The 12,531-nt window shown below is 65.1% G+C and carries 9 protein-coding genes; 8 read left to right on the top strand and 1 reads right to left on the bottom strand.

Features of this window, described 5'->3' with window-relative positions; genetic code table 11:
* Positions 1 to 128 precede the first annotated feature (128 nt).
* On the top strand, positions 129 to 1,496 hold the full coding sequence (locus ACO07J_RS20960; protein WP_422032583.1) for an aspartate aminotransferase family protein: 1,368 nt from the start codon (positions 129 to 131) through the stop codon (positions 1,494 to 1,496).
* Positions 1,497 to 1,528: 32 nt separating this feature from the next.
* Here the strand turns inward: ACO07J_RS20960 and ACO07J_RS20955 are convergent, their stop codons facing one another.
* Positions 1,529 to 2,464 (bottom strand): MurR/RpiR family transcriptional regulator, encoded by a 936-nt coding sequence (locus ACO07J_RS20955; RefSeq protein ID WP_422032581.1) that lies wholly within the window; start codon positions 2,462 to 2,464, stop codon positions 1,529 to 1,531.
* A 79-nt stretch (positions 2,465 to 2,543) separates the two neighbouring features.
* On the opposite strand from ACO07J_RS20955, the gene ACO07J_RS20950 reads away from it, so the two are divergent.
* The 7 genes from ACO07J_RS20950 to ACO07J_RS20920 all read left to right on the top strand — a co-directional run bounded on the left by ACO07J_RS20950 (position 2,544) and on the right by ACO07J_RS20920 (position 12,531).
* Positions 2,544 to 3,662 (top strand): ABC transporter ATP-binding protein, encoded by a 1,119-nt coding sequence (locus ACO07J_RS20950; RefSeq protein WP_422032579.1) that lies wholly within the window; start codon positions 2,544 to 2,546, stop codon positions 3,660 to 3,662.
* Positions 3,659 to 4,585: an ABC transporter permease gene (locus ACO07J_RS20945; protein WP_422032577.1), complete on the top strand. Its 927-nt coding sequence runs from the start codon at positions 3,659 to 3,661 to the stop codon at positions 4,583 to 4,585. The genes ACO07J_RS20950 and ACO07J_RS20945 overlap by 4 nt, the downstream gene beginning before the upstream one ends.
* Positions 4,578 to 5,435, top strand: coding sequence for an ABC transporter permease (locus ACO07J_RS20940; protein WP_422032575.1), 858 nt, complete (start codon positions 4,578 to 4,580; stop codon positions 5,433 to 5,435). Before ACO07J_RS20945 ends, ACO07J_RS20940 begins: the two co-directional genes overlap by 8 nt.
* 32 nt (positions 5,436 to 5,467) lie before the next feature.
* Positions 5,468 to 6,499, top strand: coding sequence for an extracellular solute-binding protein (locus tag ACO07J_RS20935; RefSeq protein WP_422032573.1), 1,032 nt, complete (start codon positions 5,468 to 5,470; stop codon positions 6,497 to 6,499).
* 65 nt (positions 6,500 to 6,564) lie between these two features.
* On the top strand, positions 6,565 to 7,794 hold the full coding sequence (locus ACO07J_RS20930) for a serine hydrolase domain-containing protein (RefSeq protein WP_422032571.1): 1,230 nt from the start codon (positions 6,565 to 6,567) through the stop codon (positions 7,792 to 7,794).
* A gap of 27 nt (positions 7,795 to 7,821) precedes the next feature.
* Positions 7,822 to 9,480 (top strand): amidohydrolase, encoded by a 1,659-nt coding sequence (locus tag ACO07J_RS20925; RefSeq protein WP_422032569.1) that lies wholly within the window; start codon positions 7,822 to 7,824, stop codon positions 9,478 to 9,480.
* Positions 9,481 to 9,666: 186 nt separating this feature from the next.
* Positions 9,667 to 12,531, top strand: coding sequence for a monovalent cation/H+ antiporter subunit A (locus tag ACO07J_RS20920; RefSeq protein ID WP_422032567.1), 2,865 nt, complete (start codon positions 9,667 to 9,669; stop codon positions 12,529 to 12,531).

Raw genomic sequence — 12,531 nt, 5'->3', positions numbered from 1 at the left:
CCGGACTGCAAGCTCGGCGGGGCATGGCCGAAGAATTTTTTGATCAAATTTCCGATTTGCTTTCACCGCCACTTCTGCCAGTGTTTTACCGAACCCCGGATCAGTGGCCTTTCAATACGGATAGTCTCATGACACTTGCTCCCAATTCCCCCGAAGCGCGCGACATCGCCTATCACTTCCACTCCTACACCGATGCCATGGCCCACGCCGAGAACGGCCCGCAGATCATCGAGCACGGTGAAGGCGTCTTCGTGTTCGACAATCACGGCAAGCGCTATGTCGAGGCGATGGCCGGCCTCTGGAGCGTCGCCGTCGGCTTCGGCGAAGACCGCTTGGTCAACGCGGCGACGGAGCAGATGAAGAAGCTGCCCTACTACCACAACTTCGCCCACCGCGCGCATCCGGCGGCCATCGACCTTGCCGAGAAACTGGTCTCCATCGCGCCGGTGCCGATGTCGAAGGTGTTCTACACCAACTCCGGCTCCGAGGCGAACGACACGGTCATGAAGATGATCTGGTATCGCTCCAACGCGCTCGGCAAGCCCGAGAAGAAGAAGATCATCTCGCGCAACCGCGGCTATCACGGCGTCACCATCGCCTCGGCCAGCCTGACCGGTCTGCCCAACAACCACCGCTCGTTCGACCTGCCCCTTCCCGGCGTGCTTCACACGACCTGCCCGCATTATTGGAAGGAAGGCCGTGATGGCGAGAGCGAGGAAGAGTTCGCCACCCGCTGCGCCGAGGATCTCGACGCGATGATCCAGGCCGAGGGCCCCGATACCGTCGCCGCCTTCATCGGCGAGCCGGTGATGGGCGCGGGCGGCGTGGTCGTCCCCCCCGCCACCTACTGGGAAAAGATCCAGGCGGTGCTCGCGAAGTACGACATCCTGCTGATCGCCGACGAGGTCATCAACGGCTTCGGCCGCACCGGCAAGATGTTCGGTTGTGAAACCTACGGCATCCGGCCCGACGCCATCGTCATGTCGAAACAGATCACGTCGAGCTACGTGCCCTTCTCGGCCATCCTGCTGAACGACCGGTTCTACGAACCCATCGCCGAGGAAAGCGGCCGGATCGGCGTGCTGGGCCACGGCTATACCGGCGCGGGCCACCCTGTGGGCGCGGCCGTCGCGCTGGAGAACATCAAGATCATCGAGGAACGCGACCTCGTGACCAAGGCTGCCGAGAACGGCGCCTATTTCCGTGACAAGCTGGCCCAGTTCGCCCGCCACCCGATGGTGGGCGAGGTCCGAGGCGTCGGCATGATCGCGGCGGTCGAGCTGGTGCACCCGGACATGGGCGCAGACCTGAATCCGGGCAAGCTGGGCGCGGCGATGAACAAGCTGCTGTTCGAGCGCGGCGTGATCTCGCGGGCGATGATGGATGCGATGGCCTTCTGCCCGCCCCTGATCATCGAGCGGGACGAGATCGACCTCATCGTCGACGCCTTTGCAGATGCGCTGAGCGAACTGGAACAGATGGACTTTGCCGCCTGACCGCGGCCGGACATAGCTTCGCCGGGCCGGGGCTAACCCTTCGGCCCGGAATAGCTCGCCTTCCAAAGCGGGCGGCGCCGGCGCGGGGTCTTGCGCGAATAGTACCGCATCTCCCCGGCGATCTGCGCCCAGTGATCCAGCCGCGCCGCGGTGGCCACCGGGTCATGCTCGGCCACCGCCTGCGCCAGCAGCGACAACAGCGTCGCCAGCGGCCCCGTGGATTCAATCGTCAGGTCGGTGGAGATGCGCGCCGTCAGCACAAGATCGGTATGCGCCTTCGCCCACTCGTTCAGCTCGTCGGTCAGGATCAGCACCTCGAAACCCGATTTCCGCGCCAGCGCCGCCACCGTCTCGGCCTCGCGCCCGTAGGGCACGATATCGACAAGGATCAGCACACGCCGCCGCGCCCGCCCTTTCGGCGGGATCAGCTCGGACAGGCACCCGTCATGGGTGGCCGCATATCGCACGTTATCCCGATAGGTCGACAGCCGCCGCGCGAAATCCTCGACGTGCCCGCGCAGCATCTGGAACCCGGCCACCACCACGTCGTCGGCGCCGTGCACCACCTCGACCGCCTCGCGCCAGCGGTCCGAGGCCACAAGCTCAGCCAGGGCCAGCACCGCCTCGGCTTCACGCTTGAGGAAATCGCCGATCGAGCCGTCGAGCAGTCGCTCGTTGCGGTCCTTCAGGTCGATCGCGTCCAGCGCCTCGTCCTCGCGCAGCGCCCGCTTCAGCGCCGCCACCCCCTGGAACCCCATCTTCTTGAGCAGCCGGCTGACGGTCATCTGGCTGACGCCCGCCTCCTGCGCCAATGCGGCGCCGGTATCGAGCGACAGAAGGCTGCCCCGCGCCCGCATGCACGCCGCCGCCCGGCGTTCGGCCGACGACAGGCTGTCCCACACATTCTCGATGCGTTTCTCAAGCGACGCCGCGGGGGCGAAAGTTGATGTTGCCGTGGGACCAGTCATGTTATTATCATAACAGTATCGCGATTCGATAAATAAATACCATAAACAATGTCGCGGCGACAAAAAACAGGGACAGGGAATGACCAGCGATACCGCAAAGGCCCCCAAAGACGCTACCACACGACGCAACATGATCTCGGCCCGCGACCTGACGAAAACCTTCGGGCAAGGCGAGATGGCGGTCACCGCTCTCGACAATGTCGACATCAAGATCCGCGAAAACGAGTTTTTCACGCTGCTGGGCCCCTCGGGCTGTGGCAAGACCACGCTTCTACGGCTGATCGCCGGGTTCGAACTGCCCACCAGCGGCACGATCGAACTTGACGGGCAGGACATCACCGCCCTGCCCCCGCATGTTCGGCCCGTGAACACGGTGTTCCAGAACTACGCGCTCTTCCCGCACATGACCGTGTCGGAGAACATCGGCTTCGGCCTCAAGATGCTGGGCAAGCCTTCGGGCGAGATCGGAAGTCGCGTCAAGGAAATGCTCTCCCTCGTCCAGCTGGAGGCCATGGCGAACCGCCGGACCGACCAGCTTTCGGGCGGGCAACAGCAACGGGTCGCGCTGGCGCGGGCCCTTGCCCCTGCGCCCAAGGTGCTATTGCTCGACGAACCGCTGGCGGCGCTCGACCTCAAGCTGCGCAAGAACATGCAGATCGAGTTGAAAAGCCTGCAGGCCGAGACCGGGATCACCTTCATCTTCGTCACCCACGACCAGGAAGAAGCGCTGACCATGTCCGACCGGATCGCCGTCATGCGCGACGGTCAGATCCTCCAGATCGGCACGCCCAAGGAAATCTACGACAAGCCCACGCACCGCTTCGTGGCCGACTTCATCGGCGACATCAACATCCTCGAAGCGCAGGTCGAAGGCACTGAGGGCGACCAGACCCGCGTGCGCCTCAAGGACGGCACCACCATGCTGGCGCGCTCCACCGGGGCCGATACGCAAGGCCACTGCGCCGTCGCCCTCCGACCCGAAAGCATCCGCGTCGCACAGGCCGGCGAAACGCCCGCACTCACCGGTCAGCTCGAGAACCTCGTCTACATGGGCTCGGCCCACAACCTGCATATCCGGCTCGGCTCGGGCGAGGAACTGGTCGTCCGCCATGGCGGCTCGACCGAGGGGATCGACGTGTCGCCGGGCGCTCAGGTGGGCGTCGTCATCGCCCAGGGCGGCGCGCGGGTTCTGGCATGACCGACACCAGCCTCACCCTCGCCGAACAGGAATCGCGCCGCCGGCGACGCCGAACCCGCCGCTTTCTGCTGGCCCCGGCGCTGATCATCATCCTGACGATCAGCATCCTGCCGCTCGGCATCACCGCGCTCTATTCCTTCCTGACGCCCGGCACCTATGGCGGCGTGATCTGGGAATTCACCCCCTATGCCTATGTCCAGTTCCTGTTCGAACGCGACATCTTCGACGGCACGCTGCAGTTCAACGACTCGTACCTCACGATCTACATGCGCTCGATCGGGCTGGCCTTCGGGGCCACCATCGGCGCGCTGCTGATCGGCTTTCCCACCGCCTATTTCATCGCCACCAAGCCGCGCGACCAGCGGAACTTCTGGCTGTTCCTGATCACCCTGCCGTTCTGGACCAACCTGCTGATCCGGACCTATGCGATGCTGCTGATCCTGCGAGACGAGGGGCTGATCAACCTTTCACTCATGGGCGTCGGCGTGATCGAGCGGCCGCTGTCGATCCTCTATACCGACACGGCGGTCTTCATCGGGCTGATCTACAGCTACCTCCCCTTCATGGTGCTACCGCTCTATGCCAGCCTCGAAAAACTCGATTTCCGGCTGGTCGAGGCGGGTTACGACCTCTACGCCAACCGCTTTCGCGTGCTGCGCCACATCATCGCGCCGATCGCCAAACCCGGCATCATCGCCGGCTGCATCCTCGTCTTCATCCCCGGGCTTGGCGCTTACATCACCCCGGAGCTTCTGGGTGGCGGCAAGAAGCTGATGATCGGCAACATGATCGCCATCCAGTTCGGCTCGTCCCGCAACTGGCCCTTCGGCTCGGCGGCGGCGCTGATCCTGATGGCGCTCGTGGTGATTGCCCTGCTGATCTATGCCCGTTCGGTAAGCAAGGGAGCGCGCGCCCATGGCTGACACTCCCCCTCTCGCCGCGGGAGCCACCGCGCCGTCGACCCGCCGCAGGATGCGCTCGCGTGATCTCAAGGCGATGCCGGGGTTCAAGGCCGCCGGCTGGGCCTGCATCTTCGCGCTCTACCTGCCGCTGGTCGTGCTGGTCGTCTTCTCGTTCAACGACAATCGCTCGGTCGTGAAATGGACCGAGTTCTCCCTGCGCTGGTACGAGGCCGCCCTTGAAAACGAAGGCATCCGCAACGCCGCATGGATGTCGGTCAAGGTGGCGCTGGTCGCCACCGTCTTCTCGACCATTGCAGCCACCATGGCGGCGCTGGCCACCACCCGCACGGCGGCCTTCCGTGGTCAGGGTCTGGCCTACGGCATCATCAACCAGCCGCTGATGATCCCCGAGATCGTCACCGCCATCTCGACATTGTCGCTGTTCTCGCTGGTCAAGTATCTCACCGGTATCACCGGCGTTGGTTACCTGATGGCGGCGCATACCGCCTTCTGCATCCCCTTCGCCTACATGCCCATCCGCGCCCGGCTGGAGGACATGACACTGACGCTCGAACAGGCGGGCGCCGACCTCTATGCCACGCCCTGGCAAACCTTCCGATACATCACCCTGCCGCTTCTCATGCCCGGCATCCTGGCCGGGGCGATGCTGGCCTTTGTCGTCTCGCTCGACGACGTGATCATCACGCTGATGGTGGCAGGCCCGGGCGAGACCACCCTGCCCATATACATCCTCGGCGCCCTGCGCCGCGGCATCACGCCCGAGATCAATGCTGTGTCGACCATCCTTGTCGGCGTGTCGGTGCTGCTCGTGCTCGTGCTGTTCCTCGTTCAGGGGAACATGAAGAAGTAACCAAAAGACCAAACCAACAGGAGGTACAAAAGATGAAAACCACGATGAAGGCCCTGACGGCGGCCACGGCGCTGGCGCTTGCCGGCGGTGCGGCCCTCGCCGAGGGTGAACTCAACATCTACAACTGGGGCAACTACACCAACCCCGAGATGATCGAGAAGTTCGAGCAGGAGCATGACGTCACCGTCAACCTCGACAGCTACGACTCGAACGAAACCATGCTGGCCAAGGTTCAGGCCGGCAATACCGGCTATGACATCGTCGTGCCCGGCGACTACATGATCAAGGTCATGATCGGCGAGGGCCTGCTGGCCGAGGTGAAGCCGAACGAGATGGAAAACTTCAAGAATGTCGATCCCAAATGGGTCGATGTCTGGTGGGACGAGGGCCGCAACTACTCGATCCCCTACCAGTGGGGCACCACCGCCTTCACCGTCGACACGGCAGTCTATGACGGCGACATCAACACGCTCGCGCTGATGTTCGACCCGCCCGAAGTCCTTCAGGGCCGGATCAACATGCTCAACGACATGAACGACGTCATCAATGCCGGCCTGCGCTATCTCGGCTACGGCCGCTGCAACGGCAACGAGGACGAGATGCGCGAAGTGCTTGAGCTTCTGCTCGAGGCCAAGCAGCACTGGCGCACGATGGACTATTCCACCATCGAGAAGCTGACCTCGGGTGATGTCGACCTGTCGCAGAACTGGAACGGCGCTGCCATGCGCGCCCGCGCCCAGCGCCCGACGCTGCAATATGCCTATCCCAAGGAAGGCTTCACCGGCTGGATGGACAACGTGGCTGTTCTGGCAGACGCGCCGAACATGGAAAACGCCAAGCTCTTCATCAACTTCATGATGGACCCCGAGAACGCCGCGATGACCTCGAACTTCGCCCGCTATGCGAATGGCATCGTCGGTTCCGAGGAATTCATGGATGAAGAGATGCTGAGCGCGCCCGAGATCGTCATGCCCGAAGACGCCCCGGCGCCGGACTTCGTGCAGCCCTGCCCGCAGGAAGTGGTAGATCTCTACAACAAGGTCTGGACGCGCCTGAAGCAGTAACGCGGACACCGAGGCGCGCGGTTGGGCCGCGCGCCTCGCCCCAGAAGACATTTCGAGGACAGATCATGACGGCCCGACCCACGCCCCCCGCAGGCGTGCCAGAAACGGCGCGTGCCCAGGGCATCATGCAGGGCTTCCCCCCGCCCCGCGACAAGCGCCCCACCCTCACGAACTGGGACCTGCCGCCCTACAACCGGTGGAGTTTCCGGAACATGCACCGCCTTTTCCCCACGGCGGATGTCTTCCGCGGCACCGGCCCGGAAAGCGACCTGCGCGAGACACCTGCCAACCTCGACGCCATCCCCGTTCCCACCGAGACCGGCGAAACGCCCGGCCTCTCGCATTTCCTGCAGGCGGTCTATGCCGACGGCATCTTCGTCATGCACCGCGGCCGCGCCGTCTATGAACGCTATTTCAACGACATGGCCCCCCACAGCCTGCACCTGTCGCAGTCGGTGGCGAAATCCGTCACCGCACTGGTCGCCGGCGGGATATGGGCCGACGGCCTGCTCGACCTCGACGCGCCGTTGGCCGATATCATCCCCGAGCTGAAGGACAGCGGCTATGCCGATGCCACGCTCGACCAGGTGCTCGACATGCGCTCCGGCGTTCGCTTCACCGAGGAGTACAACACGCCGGGCAGCGACATGACCCGCATCGACATCGCCTCCGGCTGGCGCCCCGCCGACCCGGCCGAGGGGCGCCCGACGATCCGCGAGGTCATCCTCTCCCTGCCGAAGATCCGGCCCCATGGCGGCGATTTCGACTACCGCTCGATCGAAACGGATGTTGTCGCATGGGTCATGGAACGGGTCGCGGGCGACGATCTCGCCACCCTGCTCGGCACCCGCATCTGGCAGCATATCGGCGCCACACGCGACGCCAATTTCACCGTCGACGAAGACGCAACGGCCTTGGCCGATGGCGGCTTCAACGCCACCCTCCGCGACTATGCCCGCCTCGGCCAGCTTGTCCTCGACGGCGGCCGCGCCGGCGACCGGCAGCTTGTCCCGCAAGCCTGGATCGACCAGATGCGCACGGGCGACCCCTCCGTCTTCGGCCCGCCCTGGTCCGACAATTTCCCCAACGGCGCCTACCGCCGCTTCTGGTGGATCCGCGATGCCGACCGCGGCGATATCTGCGCCCGCGGCGTCTTCGGCCAGTTCATCTATATCGACCCGAAAAGCGCCCTCGTGATCGCCCTGGTCTCGAGCTGGCCCGACTACCTGATCGCCGAATACACCCGCAACACGATGCGCGCCTTCGATGCCATCCGCGACGCGCTCGGCGCCTGACGACAGACCATTTAGGGAGGCCACGACATGACAGCCGATCTCATCATCACCGGCGGCAGGATCCTCACGATGGAGGGGGACAAGCCCCGCGCCGAGGCCATCGCCATCAACAGCGGCTATATAGACGCCATCGGCGATGCGGCGGATGTCGAGGCACTGGCCGGCCCCGACACCCGCTGGATCGACGCCAAGGGCGCCACCGTCCTGCCGGGCTTCATCGAAAGTCACATGCACCTCTTCATCGGCGGCTGCGAGTTGCAGAACCTCCAGCTCGACGGCGCCAGCGACCCCGACGAAATTCGCAGGCATGTCCGCGCCTACGCCGCCGAGCGCCCCGACTTGCCGCTCGTCATGGCGCAGGCCCCCGATTACGCCGTCTTTGCCGAGGCGTCCCCGCGTGAGGTGCTCGACAGCATGCTTCGCGACCGGCCGCTGGCGATGATGGCGCATGACCACCACACCGTCTGGGCCAACACCATCGCACTGGAACAGGCGGGGCTGATCGACGGGCTCGAAACCTCCCCCGGCCACGAGGTGGTGATGGGCGCCGACGGCCGCGCCAACGGCGCCCTGCTGGAGCCCGAGGCCTTCGGCCCCGTCCTCCGCCTTGCCGGACAGGAACGGGTCAGCCTCGGCCTCACCACCGGGCGCGACCCCGACCCGTGGCCAACGGAAGAAGAACGCGAGGAAGACCTCAAACACCTCAAGCGCGGCCTCGACCACGCCGCCCGCCACGGCATCACATCCATCGTCAACATGGACGGCAACACCTACCTCCTCGAACTGCTGACAGAGCTTCGCGCCCGGCGCGAGCTTCAGGTGCGCGTCCGCGTCCCCTTCCACTTCGTCCCCGAGATGGAGGCGGCCGATCTGGAAGCCGCCAGGTACATGCACGAGACGTGGAACGACGACTGGCTCGCCTCCGGTTTCGTCAAGTTCTTCATGGATGGCGTGATCGACAGCCGCACCGCCTTCATGAAGAACGACTATCCCGGCCAGCCCGGCTATCGCTCGCACGGCCGGTTCGACGCCGAGCGCTTTGCCGACCTCGCCACGCGGGTCGACGCGATGGGCCTGCAGATCGCCGTGCATTCCATCGGCGACGCCGCCACCCAGCGCGTGCTCGACGGCTACGAAGCCGCCCGCAAGGCCAACGGCCCCACAGGCCCGCGCCACCGCATCGAACACCTCGAACTGGTCGCGCCCGAGGATTTCGAGCGCATCGGCGCCATGGGCATCACCGCCTCCATCCAGCCGCCCCATGCGCCGGGTTGCTGCGGCCTGCCGCTGGAGCCTACGCTGACCAATATCGGCCGCGACCGGTGGAAAGACGCCTTTGCCTGGCAACGCCTCGCCAAGGCCGGCGCCCCCATCGCGCTCGCCTCCGACTGGCCGGTCTCCGACATCTCGATCATTCGCGGCCTGCACGCCGCCACGACACGCGAAGCATGGGCCGATGACGTCCCGAACCACCGTTTCACCCTGAACGAGGCGCTGGCCGGCTATACCATCGGCGGCGCCTGGGCCGAGGGCACCGACACCAAGAAAGGCTCGCTTGCCAAGGGCAAGCTGGCCGATGTCGTCATCCTCGACCGCGACATCGAAAGCCAGCCGCTCGACCAGCTCGACCAGACACAAATCGCCGCGACAATCTGCGGCGGCATGGTCACCTACACCGCCGGCTGACGTCAGGAAACATAAGAGATCCAATTACCGGCGCGGGCCCTCACAGCCCGCGCCGCACGCCTGTTTCGGGTTGATCCCGGCGGGAACCTCTGGAAAACCGGACTCCGGGACCAATCTTTCGATTGGGGGGCTTTCATCACGGAATGACCCGGTTATTGTCGGTCAGACCTATTGGGACAGGTGAAGATGTCGTTATTTCTGATTGTCGCACTGCCAATCCTGGGCGCGCTTCTGCCCGGGCTGATGATCCGCGCCGGGCGTCAGGCATGCGGCATGGTCACCTTCCTCGTGACGCTGACCGCGTTCCTCGGGCTGATGACCCACCTGCCCGCGGTGATGGCGGGCGAGACGGTGACGGCCCGGCTCGACTGGATGCCTTCGCTGGGTCTCAACTTCAACCTGTTCGTCGACGGGCTCGGCCTGTTCTTCGCGTCGCTGATCCTTGGCATCGGCCTGCTGATCATCACCTACGCCCGCTTCTACCTGTCCCGCGAAGACAACATGGGCGAGTTCTACACCTACCTCCTGCTCTTCCAGGGCGCCATGGTGGGGATCGTTCTGTGCGACAACATCCTGATGTTGCTTATTTTCTGGGAGCTGACTTCGCTCTCCTCCTTCCTGCTGATCGGCTACTGGAAACACCTCCCCGAAGGGCGGCAGGGTGCGCGCATGGCGCTGGCGGTCACCGGCGCGGGCGGGCTGGCGATGATCGGGGGCATGATGCTGCTGGGCGATATCGCGGGCAGCTACGACCTGACCGTGATCCTCCAGCACCGCGACGAGATCCAGGCCTCGCCCTACTACATGCCCGCGCTGATCCTGATCCTGCTGGGCTGTTTCACCAAGTCGGCCCAGTTCCCCTTCCACTTCTGGCTGCCGCACGCCATGGCGGCGCCCACGCCCGTTTCGGCCTACCTGCACTCGGCCACCATGGTGAAGGCCGGCATCTTCCTGATGGCGCGGCTCTGGCCGGTGCTTTCGGGCACGGATGCGTGGTTCATCCTCGTCACCGGGGCGGGGCTGGTGACCATGGTGATCGGCGCCATCGTGGCGCTCTTCAAGAACGACCTGAAGGCGCTGCTGGCCTTCTCGACCGTCTCGCATCTTGGCCTCATCACCATGCTGCTGGGCACCAGCACGCCGTTCGGCGCGATGGCGGCGGTGTTCCACATTCTCAACCACGCCACCTTCAAGGCGGCGCTCTTCATGTCCGCCGGCATCATCGACCACGAGGCCGGCACCCGCGACATCACCCTGTTGGGCGGCTTGCGCCGGCTCATGCCGGTCACCTTCGTGATCGCCACCATCGCCTCGCTCTCGATGGCGGGCATTCCGTTTTTCAACGGGTTCCTGTCCAAGGAAATGATGCTCGAGGAAACCACCCACACCACGCTTTTCGGCTACCCGATGCTGGTGCCCGTACTGGCGACGATCGGCGCGCTCTTCTCGGCGGCCTATTCGTTCCGCTACATAGTCCACACCTTCCTCGGGCCGGAACGCGACGACTACCCGGGCCACCCGCACGACCCGGGCGTCGGCATGTGGGGGCCGCCCGCGCTGCTGGTAATCCTCGTCATCGCCATCGGCGTCGCGCCCTTTCTAGCCGAACCACTGGTCAAGACCGTCACCGCCGCCGTCCTCGGCGGCACGGCCGAATTGCCCGATGCCCACCTGAAAATCTGGCACGGCGTCACCCCGGCGCTGTGGATGTCGGTCATCGCCGTCGCGGGCGGCATCATCCTTCTGCTGATGTTCAAGCCGCTCGCCCGCGCGTGGGCGGCCGCCGGGCCGCCCTTCGCCAAGGCGATCTTCGACGCGATCATCGCCATGCTGGTGGCCATCGCCCAGGCCGTCACCGGTCGCCTGCACGATGGTTCTCTCACCCGCTACGCGGCGATCTTCACCGTCACCGTCTTCGCCGTCACGGCCCACGCGTGGTTCTCGGGCGGGGTCGGCCTGCCCAGCCGCGAGGCGCTGCCGATCGAGCCGGTGCCGATGACCGCGTGGATCCTGCTGGTCACCGCCACCGCCGTGCTGCTGCGTTATCACCGCAACCGTTTTCTCGCGCTCATACTGATGGGAGTGGTGGGGCTTGTCGTCTCGTTGGCCTTTGCCTATCTCAGCGCGCCCGATCTTGCTTTGACCCAGCTTTCGGTCGAGGTGGTCACCATCATCCTGCTGCTGCTGGCGCTCAATTTCCTGCCACGCTACACGCCGGTCGAAAGCTCCGCCGGGCGGCGCCTGCGCGACGGGGTGATCTCGGTCGGCGCCGGTATCGGCGCGGCGGCGTTGATCTATGCGATGATGCTGCGAGACTTCGTCGAGCCGTCGATCTCCGCCTACCACCTCGAGAACTCCTACAAGGGTGGCGGTGGCACCAACGTGGTCAACGTGATCCTTGTCGACTTCCGCGGCTTCGACACGTTCGGCGAGATCATCGTGCTCGGCATCGCCGCGCTGATCATCTACGCCATCACCGAGGCGCTGCTGTCGGGGCCGGTTCGCGCCCGGCTGCTCAACCGGCCGTCCGATGACGTGGCCGGGGACGCGCACCCGATGATGATGGTCGTCGTGACTCGCGTGATGATGCCCGTGGTGCTGATGGTCGGCGTCTACATCTTCCTGCGCGGCCACAACGAACCGGGCGGCGGCTTCATCGCCGGCCTGGTCGTGGCCATCGGCGTGGTGATGCAATACATGGCCTCGGGGTATTCCTGGGCCTCGGCCCGCCAGCGCTACCCGTTCCATGGCATCATCGGCGCGGGCGTGCTGGTGGCGGGGCTGACCGGCATCGGCGCCTGGTTCTTCGGGGCCGAGTTCCTGAGCTCCTCCTTCGGGTACTTCCGCATTCCGCCGTTCCAGGAGTTCGAACTGGCCACCGCCATGGGCTTCGACCTGGGCGTGTTCCTCTGCGTCGTGGGCGCGGTGATGCTGTCACTGGAAAGCTTCTCGCGCCTCGCCCGCCGCAGCGACACCGAGGTCAGCGAGTACGCCATGGATATCGACCCGTCGCGTGACGACGCACCGCAAACCACCGGAAAGGAGGGCTGA

The organism is Roseovarius sp. (genome assembly GCF_965228755.1).
Taxonomy (GTDB): Bacteria; Pseudomonadota; Alphaproteobacteria; order Rhodobacterales; family Rhodobacteraceae; genus Roseovarius.
This window is presented reverse-complemented; position numbering and strand designations above follow the sequence as displayed.